Origin of the sequence: Polaribacter sp. (assembly GCF_965656025.1) — a bacterium.
Classification (GTDB): Bacteria; Bacteroidota; Bacteroidia; order Flavobacteriales; family Flavobacteriaceae; genus Polaribacter.
On sequence record NZ_CBFHJT010000003.1, the window covers coordinates 18722 to 40748 of the forward strand.

A 22027-nucleotide genomic window follows, 5' to 3' on the forward strand; every position below is an offset into this window, starting at 1 on the left:
CAAAGTAATTTCGATAATTAGAGATGTTGTAGAATTAGAAGAAACTTTTGTTAAATCTACCATTGTAGAAAAAGATGGTAAAAAATATGGTTTAATAGACTTACCTAGATTTTACATAGACTTTTCTGATAGCAATGCAAGAGACTCTGCAAAAGATATGGAGAAAGAAATTGCACGTTTAAAAAGCGAAAACGTTTCTGGTTTATTAATCGATTTAAGAAATAATGGAGGTGGTTCTTTACAGACAGCAATACAAATTGCTGGTTTATTTATAGAACAAGGCCCAGTTGTTCAAGTAAAATATAGAGGTCAAGACCCAATTGTGAAAAGTGATGTTGATCCAAAAATGCAATGGGATGGATCTGTTGTAGTTTTGGTTAATGAACTTTCTGCCTCTGCATCAGAAATTTTTGCTGCGGCTATGCAAGATTATGGACGTGCTGTAATTATTGGTGGTAATCAAACCTATGGAAAGGGAACAGTACAAAGTGTTATCCCTATCAATAATTTTTATCCTAAATATGAAAAAGATTTAGGGGCTATAAAAATGACAATTCAGAAATTTTATAGAGTTAACGGAGGGTCTACACAAATTGAAGGTGTATATTCTGATATTGCAATGCCAGATAGATACAGTTATATGAAGTTTGGCGAAAGAGATTTAGATGGCGCTTTAATTTGGGACAAAGTTCCGCAAGCAAAATATACACAAATCAACTCTTATGAAAATTTCTCTGAAGTAGTTGATAAGAGTAAAACTCGAATTGCTAGTAATAAGAAATTCACACTTATAAACGAGTATGCTAAATGGTTAAAAGAGAATCAAGAAGACACTTCTTACTCTTTAAATTTTAAAGATTTTGCTAGCGAAAGCAAAGAGCAAGAACAAGTTGCAAAAAAATATGCAGATGCTTTTAAGTACGAATCTAACCTTACTTTTAACTCACCAAAATATGAGTTACCATTATTAAAAAAGGATAGTATTTTAGCTGATAAAAGAAATACTTGGCATAAAAATTTAGCCAAAGACATTTACGTTTCTGAAGCTTTAAATGTTTTAAAAGATTTAAAATTAAAAAATGCTACACAGATAGTAAAAAACTAAAAGACTAATTATTTTATAAACCTGATAAATATTCTTTTTATCAGGTTTTTTTATTTAAAAAATACACGAATGAGTTTTCAAGTAACTTTTGCCACAAAATGGTCAGATTTTGACCCAAATAGACACATGCGTCATACAGCTTATAATGATTATGCTGCAGAAGTAAGAGTACGCTATTTTGCAAAATATAATTTCTCAATTCAAGAGTTTACCAAACATAACTTGGGTCCAATTTTATTTACTGAAGAAACATCTTTCAGAAAAGAAATCCATTTAGGCGAAAATATAACCGTCAATTTAAAATTAGAAGGTTTATCTAAAAACAACGAACGTTGGAAAATTGTTCATGAAGTTTTTAATGAAGCAGGAAAATTATCTGCTATTATAAAGGTTTATGGTGCTTGGATTGATTTAACCAAAAGAAAATTAACAACTCCACCAGAAGAAACCAAAGAAATGTTTGCTTTTGCAGAAAAAGCAGAAAACTTTAAAATGATTGACTTAAAAAGTTAGATATACACTTCTATAAGTTTGCTGTTTTCTGACTTAGAAATCAACTCTACCTTATTTAAAGCTGCTGGTAATAAAATAGTTTCTCCTTTTTTAAGTGAATAGATTTCGTTGTTAGAAACTAATTTTAAATCTCCATCAACACAAATAAAAATTACAAAAGAATCTAAATCAGTATAATCTTTCTTTAAACTTCCCTCTATAAATAAAATATTAGAGGTAAAATATGGAGAATGCACCAATTTGTTAGAAACATTTTTTTCTGTTTTATAGGAAGTTTTGTACTCTTTTTGAGGTTCAAAATCAATAACATCTTTGGCCAAATCGTTATGTAAATCTCTTAATTCACCTGTTTTAGCATCTACTCTATTGTAGTCGAAAATTCTATACGTAATATCTGAGGTTTGCTGAAGTTCTGCCAACAAAACACCAGCACCAATAGCATGCACTCTTCCTGTAGGAATGTAAAAAGTATCTCCTTCAGCAACTTTTTCATGATGCATTTTTTCTAAAATTGAACCATCAGCAACTAAAGAATCGTATGCATCTTTATCAAACTCTTCATCAAAACCAACAATTAACTCTGCGTTTTTATCAGCTTCCATTACATACCACATCTCATTTTTTCCAAATGAATTATGACGTTCTTTTGCAATTTCGTTACTTGGATGTACCTGAATTGATAAAGGTGTTTTCGCATCAATAAATTTTATTAATAACGGAAATTCTTCTCCAAATTGATTATAAACTTTATTTCCAAGAAAATCTCCTTTAAAGTCATGTATTAAATTTTTTAAAGTTTTGTCTTTTAAATAACCTTCTGTAACTAAAGTCTCACTGTCTTTTACATCAGAAATTTCCCAAGACTCTCCAATATTAGTTTCAGAATAATCTTTATTTAAAACAGTTTTTAATTTTTCTCCTCCCCATAATCTATAACTAAATACTGGAGAAAATTTTAAAGGATACAATTTCATAAGACAAGGTTTTAAATGAAAATAGTCGAAGTTAAACACTTCGACTATTTGTTTTGTACAGGCGGAGAGACTCGAACTCTCACACCTCGCGGCACTAGATCCTAAGTCTAGCGTGTCTACCAATTCCACCACGCCTGCAACTTTTCCGAAGATTTCGGGTTGCAAATATAAACAATACTTACAAACTACAAACTTGTTGTAATAAATTTTTCTATTTTTGAGAAAGAAATAAAAATCTTTACATGAACACAATAAATTCTTACATAAAAAATAACAAACAACGCTTTTTAGACGAACTAATTGATCTTTTAAAAATATCATCCGTAAGTGCAGACAAAGCTTTTAAAAAAGAGGTTTTAAACACGGCAGATTTTGTGTTAGAAAGTTTAAAAAAAGCAGGTTGTGATAATGTTGAACTTTGTGAAACTCCAGGTTATCCAATTATTTATGGAGAAAAAATTATAGATAAAAATTTGCCCACTGTTTTAGTATATGGTCATTATGATGTGCAACCTGCAGATCCGATAGATTTATGGCATTCGCCACCTTTTGAGCCTGTTATTAAAAAAACAGACATCCATCCAGAAGGTGCCATTTTTGCACGTGGTTCTTGTGATGATAAAGGGCAAATGTATATGCATGTAAAAGCTTTGGAATACATGACAGCTACTGGTAATTTACCTTGCAATGTAAAATTTATGATTGAAGGTGAAGAAGAAGTAGGTTCTGAAAGCTTGTCTTGGTTTGTACCTAGAAATAAAGAAAAATTAGCCAATGATGTTATTCTAATTTCAGATACTGGAATGATTGCAAATGATATTCCTTCCATAACAACTGGTTTGCGTGGTTTGAGTTATGTAGAAGTTGAAGTTACAGGCCCTAATAGAGATTTACATTCTGGTTTGTATGGTGGTGCTGTTGCGAATCCTATTAACATTTTAACCAAAATGATTGCTTCTTTGCATGATGAAAATAATCATATTACCATTCCTGGTTTTTATGATAAAGTTGAAGAATTATCAGCAGAGGAAAGAGCAGAAATGGCCAAAGCACCTTTTTCTAAAGAAGACTATAAAAAATCGATTGCTATTGGAGATGTTTACGGTGAAAAAGGATATACAACCAATGAAAGAAACTCAATTAGACCCACTTTAGATGTAAATGGTATTTGGGGTGGTTACACAGGTGAAGGAGCAAAAACAGTGATTGCTAGCAAAGCTTTTGCAAAAATTTCTATGCGTTTGGTACCAAATCAAGATTGGAGAGAAATAACAGCACTCTTTAAAAATCATTTTGAAAGCATTGCACCAAAAGCAGTAAAAGTTGTGGTAAAACCACATCATGGAGGGCAAGGATATGTTACGCCAATTGATAATATTGGTTATCAAGCAGCAAGTAAAGCCTATGAAACTACTTTCGGTAAAACTCCAATTCCGCAAAGAAGTGGTGGTAGCATCCCTATTGTATCGCTTTTTGAACAAGAATTAAAAAGTAAAACCATTTTAATGGGCTTTGGCTTAAATTCAGATGCCATACACTCTCCTAACGAACATTTTGGAGTTTGGAATTACCTAAAAGGGATCGAAACAATTCCTTACTTTTATAATTATTTTACAGAATTACATCAACAAAAATAAACAACCATGAAAAAACTTATTTTAAAAATTACAATTACAACTTGTATTTCATTATTAGTAGTAAGTTGTAACAGCTCAGATAAACAAAAAGAATTTACGGTGGCAGAATATGAAGCCGCTGCAAAACATATGGACAGAAGTTTATATGGTTTGGTGTATAATCAAGTTTCTAACCCGAATTTCATCAATAAAAAACAATTGATTTATAGTACCACCAACAAAGATGGCAAAAGATTTGTCTTGGTAGATGCTGAAACAAAAATCCAAAAAGATGCTTTTGATCATAAAAAATTAGCAGAAGCTCTCTCTAAAGAGTTAGATAAAGACATTAAGGCAAATGACTTACCAATTTATAGTGTTTCTTTTGCTGATGATTTAAAAATAATCAACTTTTCTGCTTACAGAGAAAGATATTCATATAATTTAGAAGACAATTCTATTAAAAAAAATGAATCAAATAGAAAAAGAACTAGTAAAAACGAACATGTTTCTCCGAATGGAAAATTAGCTGCTTATATAGACAACTATAATCTTTGGATAAAAGATTTAGCTTCTGGCAAAAAAACACAACTTACCTTTGATGGCGAAAAAGATTATGGGTATGCCACCAATAATGCTGGTTGGATTAAGAGTGATGGTGCTGTTTTAAAATGGTCTCCAAATTCTGATAAAATTGCCACTTTTCAGCAAGATGCAAGAGGCGTTGGCATGATGTATTTAACATCAACAAACGTTGGACATCCAAAATTAGAAGCTTGGAAACATCCTTTGCCCGGTGATGACAAAATTTTTACCATAGAGCGTGTAATTATTCATTTAGGAAATACACCTAAAACAATTCGTTTAAAAATGAAACCAGATTTTCAAAGAGGAACCACTACCGACCATATTGCAGGTTGGAACAACGAATTGTTAGACGCACAATGGAATAAAGAAGGAACTAAATTTGCGTTTGTTTCTGGTTCTAGAGATCATAAAATAGCGCATTTACAAATTGCAGATGCTTATAATGGTAAAGTAGCATCAATTCATAAAGAAGAAGTAAAAACGTATTATGAATCTGGTGTAAATACAGAAAATTGGAAAGTATTATTTGATTCTAATGAGTTTATTTGGTATTCAGAAAAAACAAATTGGGGCCATATTTATTTGTACGATTTAGCTACTGGGAATTTAAAAAATCAAATTACTACTGGAGATTGGATTGTAAAACAGGTTAAAAGGATTGATGAAAAAAATAGAATAATTTACTTTACTGCTGGTGGAAAAGAAGAAGGAAATCCATACCACAATTATTATTACAAAGTAAATTTTAATGGTACAAACCTTGTAAATTTAACACCTTCTAAAGGAACACATTCTGTAACTTTTTCAGATGACTACGCTATGTTGGTAGATACCTATTCTACAACTACTAACCCTCCGATTTCTGTATTAAGAAATAATAATGGAGAAAAAATAATGGATTTAGAAAAGGCTGATATTTTTGAATTAAAAGCTCAAAATTGGCAAGAACCTGTAGAGTTTTCTGTAAAAGCAAGAGATGGTAAAACCGATTTATATGGTATTATGTGTTTGCCATCTCATTATGATGAAAGTAAAAAATACCCAGTATTAAACTATATTTATCCTGGCCCACAATCTGGTTCGGTTGGTAATTATGGGTTTAGACCTGTTTGGAGAGATTTTCAAGCTGTGGCAGAACTTGGTTTTGTGGTAGTTGCTGTAGATGCCATGGGTACTCCAATGCGTTCGAAGTCTTTTCATGATGCCTATTATGGCAATATGGGTGATAATGGTTTGCCAGATAATATTACAGCAATTAAGCAGTTAGCAGACAAATATAAAGGAATGGATATAGAAAGAGTTGGTATTTGGGGGCATTCTGGTGGTGGTTTTGCTTCTACAAGAGCCGTTTTTGCATATCCAGATTTTTATGATGTGGCTGTTTCTGGAGCAGGAAATCATGATAACAGAAATTATGAAGCTGATTGGGGTGAAAAATGGCAAGGGCTTTTAGTAGAAGGCAATATAGAAGGAAAAGCTGATGGAACTACCAATTATGACAATCAAGCAAATCAATTAATTGCCAAAAATTTAAAAGGAAAGTTATTAATCACTCATGGTTCTATGGATAACAATGTACCTCCTTCGAATACGATGTTGGTTGTAGAAGCTTTGATAAATGCTAATAAAGATTTTGATATGATTTTGTTTCCTAATAAAAGACATGGTTATGGAAACATGACTAAATATATGACTAGAAAACGTTGGGATTATTTTGTAAAACATCTATTAAATGCAAAACCTGCTGAAGGTTTTCAATTAAAATAAAATAATGAAAAAAATAGTTGCCCTAATTTTACTTTTTCTAAGTATTTATTCCATAAAAGCTCAAGGTTTAATGAGCGAGAAAAAGAAATTCACCAAACAAGATACTTTAAGAGGTAGTATTACTCCAGAAAGAATTTGGTGGGATTTAACGTATTATCATTTAGATATTGAAGTAAAACCAGACACTAAATTTATCTCTGGTAAAAATACCATAAAGTATAAGGTTTTAAAAGAATATCAAACCTTACAGGTAGATTTACAAGCACCTTTAGAAATTACCAAAGTAACACAAGATGGACAAGAATTAAAAGTAATTCATGAAGGAAATGCACATTTTGTTCAGTTAGTAAAAAAACAACTTGTAGGCAATACAGAGAGCATCATTGTACATTATAAAGGAAATCCGAAAGAGGCTGTTAGAGCGCCTTGGAATGGAGGTTTTTCTTGGAAAAAAGATAAAAATGGGAATCATTTTGTGGCAACTTCTTGTCAAGGTTTAGGCGCAAGTGTTTGGTGGCCTTGTAAAGACCACATGTATGATGAAGTAGAAAATATGGATATAAGTGTAACTGTACCTAAAAATTTAATGGATGTTTCTAATGGAAGGTTGAAAAGTGTGATAGATAATGGAGCAACCAAAACGTATAACTGGTATGTTTCAAATCCTATAAATAATTATGGTGTCAATGTTAATATTGGAGATTACACACATTTTTCTGAAAAATATCCAGGAGAAAAAGGGAATTTAGATCTTGATTATTATGTACTAAAATACAATCTAGAAAAAGCAAAAAAACAATTTAAAGGTGCCCCAAAAATGATGAAAGCTTTTGAGCATTGGTTTGGTCCTTATCCTTTTTATGAGGATGGCTTTAAATTGGTAGAAGTACCTTATTTAGGGATGGAGCATCAGAGTTCTGTAACCTATGGCAACCAATTTAAAAACGGATATTTAGGTAGAGATTTATCTGGTACAGGTTGGGGGTTAAAATTCGATTTTATTATTATTCACGAATCTGGTCATGAGTGGTTTGCCAACAACATCACCTATAAAGACATTGCAGATATGTGGATTCATGAAAGCTTTACAAACTATTCAGAAAGCTTATTTTTAGAATATTATTATGGTAAAGAAGCAGCTGCTGATTATGTAATTGGTTTAAGAAAAAGTATTGCCAATAGAAGTCCAATAATTGGTCCTTATCATGTAAATAAGGAAGGTTCTGGAGATATGTATAACAAAGGGGGCAATATGCTACATACCTTAAGACAATATGTAAATAATGATGAAAAATGGCGAATGATTTTAAGAAAAATGAATAAAGTTTTTTATCATCAAACAGTAACAACGCAACAAATTGAAAACTTTTTATCGCAAGAAACAGGTCTAAAATTAAATGCTTTTTTTGATCAATATTTAAGGAGTAAAAATATTCCTATTTTAGAATACAAAATTGAAGATGCTACTTTAAAAGTTCAATGGAGAAATACGGTACCTGGTTTTAACTATCCTGTAAAAGTAAAAATTGATGGTAAAGAACAATGGATAAAACCTAGGCTAAAATGGAATAGAGTCCAGCTCGATTCTAAAAACTCTAAAGTTGAGTTTGACGAAAATTTTTATATCAAAATAAAAAAAGTTGCCTAAAGTATTGGTTTTTTTCTTGATTAAAATAGAATTTTAAAATCTAATCTACTTTTAAGTAATTTTTTATTAAAATAACGACTAAGTTTTTAATTACCCTTTATTATTGTAAATAAAACAAAATTACTAAACATTATTAATGTTTTTTTGCACAAAAATTAAACTTTAAAAAAACTGATTTTTATTTTTTAACACTATTCAATCATTTTTTTAAGAGAAAAAAACATTAATTTTGCTTCAATTATAAACCTAAATTTATGAAAAAAATTATACTTTTTATCTTATTAACAATGTCAATAACTATAAACAGTCAAGAAACTGTTGGTTTAGTTTATAATGATGTTAATAGCACAAAATCTAGTGGTTACACATTATTTAATAGTTCTGATGATAAAGTCCATTTAATTAACAACTGCGGAGAACTTGTGAATGTGTGGGATTATTCTGGAAATAAAAGTATTTCTACTTATTTTTTAGAAAATGGTAATTTATTACAGGTGGATAGAAATACTGCAGATATTAGAGATTGGGATAATAATATTTTATGGAGTGTTAACTTTAATACTTTATTAGGTGTTAGATTTCATCATGATATTGAACCTTTACCAAATGGTAATTTTTTGATACTTGTAAAAGATAGATATACAAAAACAGAAATGATTGCTAATGGAAAAGATAGTTCTTTTGAACCTGATACTTTTGTTTTAGAAAAAATTGTGGAGATTGAACCTGTAGGGACAGATTCAGCAAAAATAGTTTGGGAATGGAAATATTTTGATCATTTAGTTCAAGATTTTGATGATTCGAAACCAAATTTCGGATCTATTGCAGGTAACCCTCAGTTGTTAGACATGAATTATGCTGCTGAGAATTCTGTAGATTATATTCATGCAAATGGAATTGATTATAATGAAGAATTAGATCAAATTATAATATCTGCAAGACATATAAATGAGATTATGATTATAGATCATAGTACTACAACATCTGAAGCAGCTAGCAGTACCGGAGGAAATTCTGGAAAAGGTGGTGATTTCTTATGGAGATGGGGAAATCCTGAGGTTTATGATGGTGGTACTTCTGAAGATCAAAAATTAGGACAGCAACATGATCCAAAGTGGATAAAATTTGGGCCCCATAAAGGTAAAATCTCTGTTTTTAGTAATGAAGCCTATGGTTCTGATGCAACATATTCTTCTATACACATCATAGAACCAATAATAAATAATGGTAATTATCAAATGAGTTCTAATAAATTTTTACCTGTAGATTATACGTATTCTTGGGATGGAACTATTTTGAATGAAGTTATGTTTGGTGCTATTAAAAGTGGAGTTCAAGTAATGTCTAATGGAAACATATTGATAAATGAAAGTACAAAAGGTAGAGTTACTGAAATTGATGCTCAAGGAAATGTCATTTGGGTGTATGAAATACCTGTAACAGAAAATATCGTTTTTGATCAATTCTCAACTCCTACAGGAAATGGATCATTCCGAGCTACTAGGTACTCAGAAGATTATGCTGGTTTTAATAATGTAACATTTAAAAATACAGGAATTATAGAAAATGAAAATGCTATCTCAACAACCTGTAAAACCACACTATCTATTAACAATACATATTTTAATAATTTATCAGTGTTTCCAAATCCTACTAATGGGCAATTATCTTTTATTTTTGATAAAAATATAGAATCCATAGAAGTTTTTGATTTAACCGGTAAAATTGTTTTAACTAATTATAATACCAAATCCATTAATATAGAAAAGTTAAAGAGTGGCCTTTATATAGTTAAGGTTTCGATTGGAGAACAATTTGAACTATTAAAAATTATGAAAAATTAATATTATAACTTTTAAAAAAACCTTCTATTTTTAGAAGGTTTTTTTTGATTCATAATCTAACTTGAAAAAGAATATAGTTCACTTTTAAAGTAATTTTTGTAGTTTGTTGCTAGAAATATTTTTTAATGATTTTTACAAGAGAAAAAAAACAAGTCTGGAGTTTATTTGAAAAAATAAGTTTCAGATTTTTGTTTTTATATTTTACACTTTATACCGTTTCTATTTTTACGGGTCCTTTATGGAAACCAATGATTAATTGGATTGGCAAATCTATTTTCCAAATTACACGTGAATTTTCTTCAAATGGAAGAGGAAGTGGTGATACAACCTACGCATATTTATTACTTTTTCTATTTTTTTGTGTGGCTATTATAAGTGCTTTTTTATGGTCTATCATCGATAAAAAAAGAAAATCTTACAACCAACTCCAATATGGATTTTTAGTATTTATTAGAATTATTGTTATCTTTTTTATGCTAAATTATGGCTTTGTAAAAATATTTCATCTTCAAATGTCTGAAGTATCTAACGCCGATTTAATTAAAAATTTAGGAGACAAATCTCCAATGGGTCTTGCATGGACTTTTATGGGGTTTTCTAAAACTTACAGCTTTTTTGCTGGTTTGGCAGAAGTAACAGCGGGTTTATTATTACTTTTTAGAAGAACGCAAACATTTGGTGCCATTGCCACTGTTGTGGTAATGCTTAATGTTTTTATGATGAATTTATGTTTTGATATTCCTGTAAAGATATTTTCTTTTCATTTAATGTTAATGGGTTTGTTACTACTACTGGCAGATGCTAAAAGAGTGTTTGGTGTCTTATTATTAAACAAAAATATTACAAACTATACCATTTACCCAAAGCTAAATAAAGAAGAAACAAGAATTATTGCCATTGTAAAATTAGTATTGGTGGTATTAACTTGTGGTTTATTTATTTTTACAAGTTACACAAGGTATAAAAAACAATATATAGCACCAAAAACAGCTTTATTTGGGGTTTGGAAAGTAACTACATTTAAAAAAGGTACAGACATAGCAAAAAAAGATTTTACTAAACAATGGAAATATATTGCTATTGATAGAGCTAAAATGGCAAGCATAAAAAATTTTGATGACCAACAAAACTATTATACATTTATTGTAGATACTATTAAAAATACGGTTGTATTTGGAGATTATAAATCTGAAAACTTAGATACGCTTCAATTGATAAACAAGGATTCTATTGTTACGCTTGCTGGTAAAATTAAAACTGATACGGTTTTTATAAAGCTTCAAAAAAAGAAAGCCAAAGATTTTTTAATAAACTCTAGAGGTTTTCATTGGGTGAATGAATTTCCGCTTAATCGATAGAAATATACCAAGTAGTTCTAAACCAAATGGCATTTTCTGTTGCTTTATTTAAAAAATTACCAACTCTGTAATCTACACCAAATTCTATTTTATCTTTATTAGAAACTTGATAACCTAAATAAGGAGTAAGTCTAATTTCTAAATCATTATCGGCAAAATCATATAAATATTCGTTGCCTATTTTTAAATAAAATTCTTTTACATCTACTCTTTCTCCATTTAATGGCTTTTCTAAACTTACTCTGTAACGTGTTCTAAAAGTAGTTTTTTTTTTAGGTTGATAAAACTGTTCAAAAGCAATTCTATTTGCTATTTTTAAGGCATTGTAACTACCTATAAAGTTATAATGCTGAAACGTTCTATGGATAGTTTCAGAATTTCTAAAACGTAAAATATAACCTAGGTTTATAGATTGATTGTCGGCAATTCTTGTGGAATAGATAGTTGAAAAATCTATAAGACTATGAGCTATTTTAAAATCATCATCGTAAAAAAAAGTTCTTTGCTCTAAACTATTTACCCATTTTGAGTGATTGTTTATTTTTTTTGATAAAACCACCTTTGGTAAAAAACCTAAATTTGTATCTGACTGAGCAATTAAAGTTGATACAGAAAATAAAAGAAAAAATAAAACTAGTAGCTTCATTAAAATTCTAGGTTTAGAGATAAAATAGACTTTATTTTCATTAGCTGCTCTATTTTTCCTTGTTGGTTTATTAAGATTTCGAAATTTTCTTTTTTGTTATCTTTTTTACCTTTTACTACAATTTCATATTTAATTACGGGTTTTTGTTGTGTAGTATTTAATTGAAATATTTGTTTGTAAATAGCATTTTCTGAACCTGAATATTGTATTTGAATTTTCTTAATTCTATATTTTTTAAATATTTTAGTTAATACTTTCTCTATAACCTGTTGTTCTTTAATAGAAAGTGATTTTAGCTTTACCTTTTTTTCTACGTCTAAAATTTCGCCTTTTTCATTAAACTCGAAACTATACTTATGCTTATTAAAACAGGTTTTGGCTTCAAAAGTTTTACCAAGGTTACTTTCTTCTGCATACCATTTTACTTTTTTAGGAAAATTCCACTGTTGTAAAATTTTTGCTGCCAATTTTGGTACTTCCTTTTCTTTAACTCTATATTCTTTTTCGAACTTTTCTTGTGCAAAAAAGTTTTGAAGACTAATAAAAGAAAGAATTAATATTAATTTTAGTTTCATAATTTTAAACGGTATTTTTAATATGCTAAAAGCTGCGTTAGGGATTGCAGTGGAAATCCTTTTGTGCCTTTTCGGCACAAAAGATTGTAACGTAAAGCCAGTTAAAACGCCCAAATGATGTTACTTTTTTAAGATATATGCTTTTAAAATATAATCTACTTTTGGATAATTTTCTTTTAAAAACTGGTTGCCTAATTTGTTAATTTTACCTTGTTTTCTGCCTAAACCATCTCCATAACCATCATAAAAATTCAACACATTTTCTTGACCCGCAATTACTTTTGCAACTACAGGAAAACCTGTAACCCCAGAATACGCCAACTTGTCTAAACGTGGATTGTTTTTTAGATTGATAAAAATTTGATTGGATCTTGTTTTTACGCCTCCTCTAGCAAACGCTAAAGTCATAGAATCGTTTTTTCTGATTACTGGTTCGTCATCTATCCCTTTTTGCCAACTTTTATTGATTAAAGAATCGTTATGAATACCAAATTGCGCCACAAAATTAGGCACTACTCTAAAAATAGCTACATCTTGATAGTAATTGTATTTTATTAATTGATACAATCTGTCTACCCCTTTTGGAGACCATTCTCTAACAGCTTCGATGTCAAAATTACCTTGTGTGGTTTCAAAACGGGCTGTAAAAGTGGCTGGAGCTTCTTTTTTTAACCATTTTGGATTAAATTTTTTTGTTGCACATGATGCCATAAAAAATATAGATACTACTAAAATTAAAAATTTCTTCATTTTCTATAATATAATAAACGATTTGCTACAAATATAATTAAAAAGAATAGTTGATTTTAAACTCTACATTTGTAGAATTCAATTTTTTATTCTATGTTTGTAGAATAAAATTAAGAAACCATGCAATTATCTAAAACAGAAGAGCAATTAATGCAGTATTTATGGAAACGTAAAAAAGCTTTTTTAAAAGATTTGTTAGAAGATTTTCCTGAACCAAAACCAGCAACAACAACGGTTGCTACTTTGCTAAAGAGAATTTTAGACAAAGGGTTTATCAGCTATAAATTGTTTGGTAAGTCTAGAGAATACTATCCAATTATTAAAAAGACAGATTATTTTTCGAATCATGTAAACGGACTCATTAAAAACTTTTTTAATGATTCTGCGAGCCAATTTGCTTCTTTTTTTACCAGAGAAACCGATTTATCTACCCAAGAATTAGAAGAATTAAAAAAGGTAATTGACAGTCAAATTAAAAAACAAAAAAAATGATCACCTATTTCTTAAAATCTGCAGCTTGTTTGGCGTTGTTGCTATTTTTCTATCATTTGGTTTTAGAAAAAGAAAAAATGCACACTTTTAACAGATATTACTTGTTGTTTGGTGTGTTGGTTTCTTTCTTAATTCCGTTTGCAACTATTACAATTACAGCCGTTCCAGAAACAGCAGTTATATTAGAAAATGAAATAGTAGCACCCATAATTATCGAAGATTTTACCCCAATAGCTATAGAGGAAACACCTATAAATTACACCAAATATTTAATAGGTATGTATCTTTTAGTTTCCGCTATTTTACTATTTCGTTTTGGAAGAAACCTATATAAAATTATTAAAAAAATAAAAATAAATCAACAAGTAAAACAAGCAAATGCTACATTCGTTTTAGTTGATGATGAGATTTTACCACACACTTTTTGGAATGCTATATTTATCAATAAAACCGCTTATTTTAATGATGAAATTGAAAAAGAACTTTTTACACACGAATTGACACACGTTACCCAAAAACATACGATTGATGTACTATTAATTGAGGTTTTACAAATTGTGTTTTGGATCAATCCGTTGTTTATTTTCCTAAAAAAAGCAATTCAATTGAACCACGAATTTTTAGCAGATTCAACAGTAATTAACACACATAAAAACACTTTCCAATATCAGCATTTACTAGTAAACAAAGCTGCTTGGAACAACGAATATTACTTGGCCAGTAATTTAAATTATTCATTAACGAAAAAAAGATTAAAAATGATGACAACACAAAGTTCAAAATCCATTATTTGGATCAAAAAACTGGCTGTAATGCCACTTTTAGCAGTGTTTGTTTTTCTCTTTGCAGAAAGAGTGGAAGCCCAAGAAAAACAAGAAATTATTGAAATTATTGAAGAACCAATTTCTGAACAAAAAAGCTTAACTAAGTCTGAAATATATAAAAAGTATGTTTACAGAAACTTAACCATTCAGACAAAAGATAAAAACGGAAAGTATGTAAGCAAAAAATATAGCGAATTAAGTGATAAAGAAAAAGCAAGGTTAATTCCACCTCCACCATTAAAATTAAAGAAAAAACTGCCAACCAAAGCACAATTTGAAGCTTTAAAAGACAAATCAAAGTATGCTGTCTGGATTGACGGAAAAGTAGTCGAAAATACTACTTTAAATGATTATAAATACACAGATTTTGCAAAATATTCTAATAGTCATGTGTATAAGAATGCTAGAAGCAAACGTTTTCCACAAGAAAACCAAGCACATTTAGAAACCACAAAATATTTTGAGGCTCAAAATAAAAAAAGAGTAGAAAAATTTCAGAAATATTTAGACGAAGAATTTAAGGTTGGAGAAATTATTGAAGAACAACCTAAAAAGGAATATATAGATTCTCCGATTATTAAAAATAACCCGAGTTCTAAACAAAGTGTTGGTAAAGAAATTCCATTTTTAACAACGAGCATTAAAGTAAATAAGCAAACTAATGATGACAAAATTATAGATATTAGAGAAAAACTAAAAAATGTAAACTCTTTAAAGATTGCATTTAAAAAAGACTCTATTAAGTTTAATATGGGATGGTTTATTACTATTGATAATCAAAGGTATTATTACACTTTTGATAAAAATAAAAGAGTAGCAAAATATTATTTGAATGGTAAATTTGTAGATTTAGATATTGTAAAAGAATATAAAAAGAAGTATAAAAACTTAGAAAAATTAAAAAACACTGGTAAACATTATGTTTTTAAAACTAAAATTGAGAAGAAACTAATTGATAGAGAATTTTCTGACTTAGGTGGTATGTATTTTAGAATGTCAAAAGCAGATAAAAACAAAATTCCTTTCCCAGTAAATCCTATAAAACCTTATGTTAGATTAAGAAAAGGAGATAAAATTTGGTATAAAAAACTAAGCGAATTAACAGAAAAAGAAAAGCTATTATTGCCACCTCCACCTCCAAAGCCAAATGCTTCTAAAGAAGAAATTCTAAAAGCAAAAAAGGCTTACAAAGCTTGGAAAAAAAGAACTGGAAATGATTTACCTCCTCCCCCACCTCCAAAGAAAGCTCCTTCTAGCTTTATTAAAAATGTAAATAAAAAGACAAGTTTAATTTTTAACTCTTTAGATGAAGTAAAAAAGCAAAGAGAAACAGAATCAAAATTAAATGATGATGAAAAAAGACAATTTTTGCTAAGAAAAACCATTATACAAGCAACTACTTTAAAAACAGATAATTTCAATTATAAAGTTGATGGAAAAAAATCTGATATTAATAATGTTTATAGTTATTTGCATAAAAACCCATTATGTATAATAAATACGAAAGAAGATAAAAATGGAATTTTAACCGTAAGTTTAGATAAATTTAAAAACAAAAAAATGAGCTCAGACAATTTACAAAATGTATATTCTAAAGTTTTTAAGAAAACTAAATAGAGCTCAATTATTTAAAACTCAAAACCTTGAAAATTACTAAATTCATTTTAGTAATTTTCAAGGTTTTTTCATGTAACAAATTCTCTTTTAATACGTTGTAGTATTATACTTTAAACAAAAACAACGTGCTTAAACAATTCTTTATCACCTGTTCTGGTGTCGACAAAAACTTGATAAACAACTGTTCTAATGGCGAACAAAACAAATACGTTGGTATTGGAGCCACCGTATTTTTTACAGCAGTTATGGCAACTATTGCTGGTAGTTATGCGCTTTTTACAGTGTTTGATAATTTAGTTGCTGCTATTTTTTTCGGGCTCATTTGGGGTTTACTTATCTTTAATCTAGACAGGTTTATTGTTTCCACAATCAAAAAGTCAGACAATAAATGGAAAGAAATTTTACAAGCAACACCCAGAATAATATTGGCTGTTATTATTGCCATTGTAATTTCGAAACCTTTAGAACTAAAGTTGTTTGAAAAAGAAATCAACCAAATTTTGCTAACAGAGAAAAACCAAATGACTCTAGAGAACAAAACACAAATTTCACAACAATTTTTGCCAGAAATAACTAAAATAAATACCGAAATTGAAGCTTTAAAACAAGAAATAACTACCAAAGAAAATACTACAAATGCACTATATGAAACCTATATTGCAGAAGCAGAAGGTAGAAAAGGCACAAAACTCTTAGGTAAAGGTCCTGTTTATAAAGAAAAGCGTCAAAAACATGATGCTGCTTTGGCTGAATTGAATCAACTTAAAAAAGAAAATGCCCTAAAAATTAAAAATAAAGAATTGGCAATTGCCAACTTGTTAGAAAAACAAAAAATAACGGAAACCAAAACACAACCTATTATTGCAAATTTTGATGGCTTAATGGCTAGAATAAATGCACTTGACAAACTACCTTGGTTACCTTCTTTCTTTATTTTCTTATTGTTTTTGGCTATAGAAACATCGCCAATTTTTGCAAAATTAATTTCGCCAAAAGGCGAATATGATTTTAAACTAGAAGACAATGAAACTGCAGTAAAAACTTGGGTACAACAACAAGTGCAACAGAGAGAAAAAATGTTACAAGCAGATATTTTGGTAAGTAAAAAAGTTTATGAAGATATTACCACTGAAGAGGAGTTGTATGCTTACAAACAAAAAATGGCTCGCGATTTAATGAAGTTGCAAGCAGATTCGTTTTATAAAAAACAACAAAAAATGCTCTAAAGCAAAAAACTGGCAAGTACTTGCGTTAGCGATTGCAGCAATTGTTTGAGCTCTTTTTTCTTTTTTTAGAAAAAAAGCGAGTGCGAAAAGCGCGACCTGAAAGGGAACGCCCAAATACTTAGAACTGTAATGTCATTTCGACTTTTTTGATAAATCTTTTCCTAAAAATTTCTCAATCGCTTAAAAAAGTTCATTTCGAAATGACAGACTATTCTTTCTCGGCCATTTTTTTAACGTAATCGGTAATAATTACAATTTGCGTAGGGCCAACTTTACCCTCAATATATTTTGCATTTTCATGATCTAAAGAAATTCTACGCACAGCTGTACCTTGTTTGGCAACCATACTAGAACCTTTTACCTTTAAATCTTTAATTAAAACCACAGAGTCTCCAGCTTGTAAAATAGCGCCATTGGCATCTCTATGAATTATTTTTTCGCTTTCGTCTAAATGATCTCCAGATTCTTTTGCAAAACGCAAATCATCGTCTTCTAAATACATCATATCTAACAAATCTTGTGGCCAGCCTTCCTTTTTCAATCTATGCAACATTCTCCAAGCCACAACTTTTACAGCTCTAAACTCACTCCACATGGCATCGTTTAAACAACGCCAATGATTTGCGTCTGTATTTTCTGGATTTTCTATTTGGTCTACACAAGTTTCGCAAGCCAACAAACTACCATCTACGCCACCAGTAGAAGTCGGTTTTACTTCGTAAATACTTAAATTATTGGTTGCAGCACACAATTCGCATTGGTTACCACTTCTATTTTCTAAATCTTGTTGTAAACTCATTTTTTATGTTGATTGATTTTTGGCAAAAGTAATCAATTAAATAAGATTATTTTTTAGAAGCTATTTCACGCTTTCCATTATATCTTTTTTTGTGAAAAACAAAAAAAGGATGCCATTTCAATCGTGGCTAAACTTATTTGCTGGCTTTTTTAATTTATTGTATCAATTGTCATTTAGAGCGGAGCGCAATAAAGCCGAAAGTTCTCATAGTTTATAAGCTAACTATTCTTTTGAGTTTTCTCCATAAAGTCGAAATGACACTCAATCGCAAAAAAAAACAAAACTAAACTTTGAACTTTGAACTTAAGAAAAATCTAAAGAAGTAAATTTAAAGGTATTCCCATCAAACAAACCTTTATCTGACAACTTTAAAGACGGAATAACCAGCAACGCCATAAAAGACAGACTCATATACGGTGCTTTTAATTGGCTACCCATTTGTTTTGCCATTTTATCTAATTCAGCATATTGTTTGCCTATTTCATTTGCAGATTTATCAGACATAATACCTGCAACTGGTAAAGAAACTATTTTTTCTTCTGTATCGTTTATTGCACAAATCCCACCTTTATTTTCAATAATTAAATTTACAGCTTTACAAATAACTTCGTCAGAAACACCAACAGCAATGATGTTATGAGAATCGTGCCCAACAGAGCTTGCAATAGCACCTTCTTTAAGTCCGAAATTTTTAATAAAGGCAATGGCTGGTTGTTCGTTTTTATAACGGTTTACCACTGTCATTTTTAAAACATCAATTTTTGTATTTGAAACTAAATTCCCGTTTTCAATGAAACTTTCTGCTTCAATTTGGTTAGTCACCAATTCGCCATCTAAAACTTCGATTACTCTAATTTTTGCTGCGGAAGATTCAAATCTAAAATCTTCTACTTTTTTTTTATCAGTATTAAAATTATTTAAAATTTCAAAATCGACAGATTTTAAAAAACTTTCTCCATTTTTTGCCACCAATTCACCATTAATATAGGTTTCTAAAACTTTGAAGTTTTGTAAATTTTCTACTACAATAAAATCTGCATAATCACCGTTTTGTAATAGACCCACTTCTAAATTGTAATGTTTTACAGGGTTTACACATGCTGCTTCTAATACTTTAAAAATATCAATTCCTTTAGCAACTGCTCTTTCACATAGTTGATTAATATGCCCTAACAACAAATCATCTGGATGTTTATCATCAGAACAAAACATCATATTTTGGTAGTTTTCTGGCAACAAATCAATTAATGCCTCAAAATTTTTGGCTGCAGAACCTTCTCTGATAATTACTTTCATGCCTTTTTCTAGTTTCTCTTTTGCTTCTTCATAAGAAAAACATTCGTGGTCTGTAGAAATTCCAGCAGCAATATATTTGGTTGCGTCTTTACCTCTTAAACCTGGAGCATGCCCATCAATGGGTTTATTATTGTTTTTTGCATATTGAATTTTTGCTAAAACCTCAGCATCATCAAACAACACTCCAGGATAATTCATCATTTCTGCCAAATATTTAATATCTGGGTTTTGCATCATTTGTTTAATATCATCAGCATCTATAATTGCTCCAGCACTTTCAAACGAAGTTGCTGGCACACAACTTGGTGCACCAAAATTAAATTTCAACGGAACTTTTTTTCCATTTTCAATCATAAAATGAACGCCTTTAACACCTAAAACATTGGCTATTTCATGCGGATCTGAAACTGTAGCAACGGTACCATGTTTAACGGCAATTTTCGCAAATTCAGACGGCACCAACATAGAACTTTCTATATGTATATGTGCATCAACAAAACCTGGTAAGATGTAATTTTCACATTGGTGATTTTTTTCTCTAATTTCTACAATACGTTCGTTTTCAAACTCAACTTCACCTTTAAAAATCTTTCTGTTTGCAATATCTACAATGTTTCCTTGTACAATCATTTTAAAACTGTTTTACACAAAACTACAAATAATAAAAAGTAATTTTCTATTTCTAAATAGAATATTCTATTTTTGATGATGCAAAAAAAAGAAGCGTTAAAATCGTTTAAAAGTTGGGCAAAATCAGAGGAGTTTTCCTTAAAATATTTATTTCCATCTGTATCTAAAAATGAAGTCATTCATATAGACTTAAGCATCAATAATACACATGTAAAAACAATTAAGGAGTTTAACAATCTTCCTTATTTTGAAACTAAGTTAGAGGAAATTCAAACTGAAAATCCCACTAAAATTATTGCTGGTGGTTATTTAGAAAAAAGAGCCTTATACACATCTGATATTTATAAAAGAAATACTAAAAACGGTGTAGAAAAAAGAGATACACATTTAGGCGTCGATTTTTGGTTACCTGCTCAAACTCCTGTAAATGCCCTTTTGGATGGCGAAATTGTTTGTATAACAGATGATAATTTTGATAAAGGTTATGGAGGCTTGCTTATTTTAAAACACAAAACTAAAAACAATGTGTTTTTTACCTTATATGGGCATTTATCTTTAGCAAGTATAGAAAAACATAAAGTGGGTAACATTATACGAAAGGGAGCACAAATTGGTCAGTTAGGTAATGCCACAGAAAACGGAAATTGGGTACCGCATTTGCATTTTCAAATAATGCTAACCTTATTAGATTTTAAAAACGATTTTCCTGGTGTTGCTTATGAAAGTGAAATAGAATTTTGGAAATCGATTTGTCCCAATCCTAATTTGTTATTTAAATTAAAGGCTTTGGATATATAATTTTGTCCAAAGCAATATCAAATTGGTCTATATCTTCTATTTTAGCAATCGGTGCAAAAAAATTAAGTCCAATTTTCTTACAATCTTTACTACAATTTGCTAAAAAACGATCATAAAAACCTTTGCCATAACCTACTCTAAAATTTTGGGTATCAGAAATTAAAAGCGGTACAAATACCAAATCTAAATCTTTCTCTAAAGCTGGTTTTGCATCTATAGGTTCTGGAACACCAAATTTATTGGTTTCTAATTTCGTGTTCTCATCCAAATAAAAATGAGATAGCGTATGGTTTTTAAAATTGCATTTACTTACTACAATTTGTTTGTTTTTGGCTCTAAAAAAATTGATAATAGGTTTTGTGTTTATCTCTTTAAATCTTATTAAAGATAAAAAAAGATGAACTGTATTAATATCAGAGATATCTAAATTAAAAATTTGTTTATAGATGTTTTGTTGTAATTTTTCTATTTCTAAGAGAGATAAATCAGCTCTTTTTTGTTTATAAATTTGTCTTAAAACTTCTTTTTTCATTTATAACTTTTCTAATTCGGCTTTCAACTTTTTAGTCAAACCACTTATCACCAATTCATAAGAATGGTTTATAAGTTCTAAAACTAATGTATCAGGAACATCAAAAGTATTTACCACAACTGTATTCCAGTGTTTTTTACTCATGTGAAAACCTGGGTAAATACCTTCATAATCGGCTCTTAATACTTCCGATTTTTCTGGATCACATTTTAAATTGACAAAAGAATCTCCTTTTTCCCATTTTTCTAGAGGAGTTAATGCAAACATTTTTCCCATCACTTTAAAAACCAGCGTACTTTGGTCAAAAGAAAAATGTTCTGTAACTCCTTTTTTGGCAATACAAAAATCTCTTAATTGCTCTACATGCATAAATTATGCGTTTGTTTATAATTTAAAAAGTATCTTTATGTATCAAATTTACAATTATTA

General features: G+C 29.6%; 19 protein-coding genes and 1 tRNA gene. 11 read left to right on the forward strand and 9 right to left on the reverse strand.

Annotated elements, in window-relative coordinates:
• Together ACTG3S_RS00890 and ACTG3S_RS00895 are read left to right on the forward strand one after the other, a co-directional pair.
• The coding region (locus ACTG3S_RS00890; protein ID WP_439127492.1) for a carboxy terminal-processing peptidase at positions 1-1105 on the forward strand (1105 nt) is incomplete at its 5' end.
• Between the two features lie 69 nt (positions 1106-1174).
• Complete coding sequence (locus tag ACTG3S_RS00895; RefSeq protein ID WP_439127493.1) at positions 1175-1618, forward strand: acyl-CoA thioesterase; 444 nt, start codon at positions 1175-1177, stop codon at positions 1616-1618.
• Here ACTG3S_RS00895 and ACTG3S_RS00900 read toward each other — a convergent pair.
• Both ACTG3S_RS00900 and ACTG3S_RS00905 read right to left on the reverse strand, forming a co-directional pair.
• Positions 1615-2592, reverse strand: a complete 978-nt coding sequence (locus ACTG3S_RS00900; protein WP_439127494.1) for a type I phosphomannose isomerase catalytic subunit — start codon at positions 2590-2592, stop codon at positions 1615-1617. The two genes, ACTG3S_RS00895 and ACTG3S_RS00900, sit on opposite strands and share 4 nt — an antisense overlap.
• Before the next feature lie 56 nt (positions 2593-2648).
• A tRNA-Leu gene (locus ACTG3S_RS00905) sits at positions 2649-2730 on the reverse strand.
• A 104-nt stretch (positions 2731-2834) separates the two neighbouring features.
• Here ACTG3S_RS00905 and ACTG3S_RS00910 point away from each other — a divergent pair.
• The 5 genes from ACTG3S_RS00910 (at position 2835) to ACTG3S_RS00930 (ending at position 11413) form a co-directional block, all read left to right on the forward strand.
• Positions 2835-4229 (forward strand): dipeptidase, encoded by a 1395-nt coding sequence (locus ACTG3S_RS00910; protein ID WP_439127495.1) that lies wholly within the window; start codon positions 2835-2837, stop codon positions 4227-4229.
• A gap of 6 nt (positions 4230-4235) precedes the next feature.
• Entirely contained in the window at positions 4236-6563 is a 2328-nt protein-coding gene (locus ACTG3S_RS00915) for a DPP IV N-terminal domain-containing protein (RefSeq protein WP_439127496.1), read from the forward strand.
• A gap of 4 nt (positions 6564-6567) precedes the next feature.
• Positions 6568-8211 (forward strand): M1 family metallopeptidase, encoded by a 1644-nt coding sequence (locus ACTG3S_RS00920; protein WP_439127497.1) that lies wholly within the window; start codon positions 6568-6570, stop codon positions 8209-8211.
• 254 nt (positions 8212-8465) lie between these two features.
• Positions 8466-10055, forward strand: a complete 1590-nt coding sequence (locus ACTG3S_RS00925) for an aryl-sulfate sulfotransferase (protein WP_439127498.1) — start codon at positions 8466-8468, stop codon at positions 10053-10055.
• A gap of 125 nt (positions 10056-10180) precedes the next feature.
• The gene (locus ACTG3S_RS00930; RefSeq protein ID WP_439127499.1) at positions 10181-11413 is read left to right on the forward strand and encodes a hypothetical protein; all 1233 of its coding nucleotides are present in this window, start codon (positions 10181-10183) and stop codon (positions 11411-11413) included.
• Here ACTG3S_RS00930 and ACTG3S_RS00935 read toward each other — a convergent pair.
• The 3 genes from ACTG3S_RS00935 to ACTG3S_RS00945 all read right to left on the reverse strand — a co-directional run bounded on the left by ACTG3S_RS00935 (position 11403) and on the right by ACTG3S_RS00945 (position 13384).
• Positions 11403-12059: a DUF2490 domain-containing protein gene (locus ACTG3S_RS00935; RefSeq protein ID WP_439127500.1), complete on the reverse strand. Its 657-nt coding sequence runs from the start codon at positions 12057-12059 to the stop codon at positions 11403-11405. The genes ACTG3S_RS00930 and ACTG3S_RS00935 overlap by 11 nt on opposite strands.
• Positions 12059-12634 carry a hypothetical protein gene (locus ACTG3S_RS00940; protein WP_439127501.1) on the reverse strand — a complete coding sequence of 192 codons (576 nt, stop codon included), beginning with the start codon at positions 12632-12634 and terminating at the stop codon, positions 12059-12061. Before ACTG3S_RS00940 ends, ACTG3S_RS00935 begins: the two co-directional genes overlap by 1 nt.
• A 120-nt stretch (positions 12635-12754) precedes the next feature.
• Positions 12755-13384 carry a peptidylprolyl isomerase gene (locus tag ACTG3S_RS00945; RefSeq protein WP_439127502.1) on the reverse strand — a complete coding sequence of 210 codons (630 nt, stop codon included), beginning with the start codon at positions 13382-13384 and terminating at the stop codon, positions 12755-12757.
• A 120-nt stretch (positions 13385-13504) separates the two neighbouring features.
• On the opposite strand from ACTG3S_RS00945, the gene ACTG3S_RS00950 reads away from it, so the two are divergent.
• The 3 genes from ACTG3S_RS00950 to ACTG3S_RS00960 all read left to right on the forward strand — a co-directional run bounded on the left by ACTG3S_RS00950 (position 13505) and on the right by ACTG3S_RS00960 (position 17543).
• Positions 13505-13876: a BlaI/MecI/CopY family transcriptional regulator gene (locus ACTG3S_RS00950; RefSeq protein WP_439127503.1), complete on the forward strand. Its 372-nt coding sequence runs from the start codon at positions 13505-13507 to the stop codon at positions 13874-13876.
• Entirely contained in the window at positions 13873-16317 is a 2445-nt protein-coding gene (locus ACTG3S_RS00955) for a M56 family metallopeptidase (protein ID WP_439127504.1), read from the forward strand. Before ACTG3S_RS00950 ends, ACTG3S_RS00955 begins: the two co-directional genes overlap by 4 nt.
• 125 nt (positions 16318-16442) lie before the next feature.
• Positions 16443-17543 (forward strand): DUF4407 domain-containing protein, encoded by a 1101-nt coding sequence (locus tag ACTG3S_RS00960; RefSeq protein ID WP_439127505.1) that lies wholly within the window; start codon positions 16443-16445, stop codon positions 17541-17543.
• Positions 17544-17751: 208 nt separating this feature from the next.
• Here the strand turns inward: ACTG3S_RS00960 and ACTG3S_RS00965 are convergent, their stop codons facing one another.
• Positions 17752-18342 carry a PhnA domain-containing protein gene (locus ACTG3S_RS00965; RefSeq protein WP_439127506.1) on the reverse strand — a complete coding sequence of 197 codons (591 nt, stop codon included), beginning with the start codon at positions 18340-18342 and terminating at the stop codon, positions 17752-17754.
• 303 nt (positions 18343-18645) lie between these two features.
• Positions 18646-20268: an adenine deaminase gene (gene ade / locus ACTG3S_RS00970; protein ID WP_439127507.1), complete on the reverse strand. Its 1623-nt coding sequence runs from the start codon at positions 20266-20268 to the stop codon at positions 18646-18648.
• Between the two features lie 75 nt (positions 20269-20343).
• On the opposite strand from ade, the gene ACTG3S_RS00975 reads away from it, so the two are divergent.
• Positions 20344-21066: a peptidoglycan DD-metalloendopeptidase family protein gene (locus ACTG3S_RS00975; protein ID WP_439127508.1), complete on the forward strand. Its 723-nt coding sequence runs from the start codon at positions 20344-20346 to the stop codon at positions 21064-21066.
• Here ACTG3S_RS00975 and ACTG3S_RS00980 read toward each other — a convergent pair.
• Both ACTG3S_RS00980 and ACTG3S_RS00985 read right to left on the reverse strand, forming a co-directional pair.
• The gene (locus ACTG3S_RS00980; protein WP_439127509.1) at positions 21041-21598 is read right to left on the reverse strand and encodes a 5-formyltetrahydrofolate cyclo-ligase; all 558 of its coding nucleotides are present in this window, start codon (positions 21596-21598) and stop codon (positions 21041-21043) included. The genes ACTG3S_RS00975 and ACTG3S_RS00980 overlap by 26 nt on opposite strands.
• On the reverse strand, positions 21599-21967 hold the full coding sequence (locus ACTG3S_RS00985; protein ID WP_439127510.1) for an MmcQ/YjbR family DNA-binding protein: 369 nt from the start codon (positions 21965-21967) through the stop codon (positions 21599-21601).
• Positions 21968-22027 lie beyond the last annotated feature (60 nt).

Coding starts and splice junctions, on each gene's coding strand:
- ACTG3S_RS00925 (WP_439127498.1), top strand. CDS start 8,466: ATGAAAAAAATTATACTTTTTATCTTATTAACAATGTCAATAACTATA.
- ACTG3S_RS00940 (WP_439127501.1), bottom strand. CDS start 12,634: ATGAAACTAAAATTAATATTAATTCTTTCTTTTATTAGTCTTCAAAAC.
- ACTG3S_RS00965 (WP_439127506.1), bottom strand. CDS start 18,342: ATGAGTTTACAACAAGATTTAGAAAATAGAAGTGGTAACCAATGCGAA.
- ACTG3S_RS00980 (WP_439127509.1), bottom strand. CDS start 21,598: ATGAAAAAAGAAGTTTTAAGACAAATTTATAAACAAAAAAGAGCTGAT.
- ACTG3S_RS00895 (WP_439127493.1), top strand. CDS start 1,175: ATGAGTTTTCAAGTAACTTTTGCCACAAAATGGTCAGATTTTGACCCA.
- ACTG3S_RS00935 (WP_439127500.1), bottom strand. CDS start 12,059: ATGAAGCTACTAGTTTTATTTTTTCTTTTATTTTCTGTATCAACTTTA.
- ACTG3S_RS00920 (WP_439127497.1), top strand. CDS start 6,568: ATGAAAAAAATAGTTGCCCTAATTTTACTTTTTCTAAGTATTTATTCC.
- ACTG3S_RS00975 (WP_439127508.1), top strand. CDS start 20,344: ATGATGCAAAAAAAAGAAGCGTTAAAATCGTTTAAAAGTTGGGCAAAA.
- ACTG3S_RS00945 (WP_439127502.1), bottom strand. CDS start 13,384: ATGAAGAAATTTTTAATTTTAGTAGTATCTATATTTTTTATGGCATCA.
- ACTG3S_RS00955 (WP_439127504.1), top strand. CDS start 13,873: ATGATCACCTATTTCTTAAAATCTGCAGCTTGTTTGGCGTTGTTGCTA.
- ACTG3S_RS00950 (WP_439127503.1), top strand. CDS start 13,505: ATGCAATTATCTAAAACAGAAGAGCAATTAATGCAGTATTTATGGAAA.
- ACTG3S_RS00985 (WP_439127510.1), bottom strand. CDS start 21,967: ATGCATGTAGAGCAATTAAGAGATTTTTGTATTGCCAAAAAAGGAGTT.
- ACTG3S_RS00900 (WP_439127494.1), bottom strand. CDS start 2,592: ATGAAATTGTATCCTTTAAAATTTTCTCCAGTATTTAGTTATAGATTA.
- ACTG3S_RS00915 (WP_439127496.1), top strand. CDS start 4,236: ATGAAAAAACTTATTTTAAAAATTACAATTACAACTTGTATTTCATTA.
- ade (WP_439127507.1), bottom strand. CDS start 20,268: ATGATTGTACAAGGAAACATTGTAGATATTGCAAACAGAAAGATTTTT.
- ACTG3S_RS00930 (WP_439127499.1), top strand. CDS start 10,181: ATGATTTTTACAAGAGAAAAAAAACAAGTCTGGAGTTTATTTGAAAAA.
- ACTG3S_RS00910 (WP_439127495.1), top strand. CDS start 2,835: ATGAACACAATAAATTCTTACATAAAAAATAACAAACAACGCTTTTTA.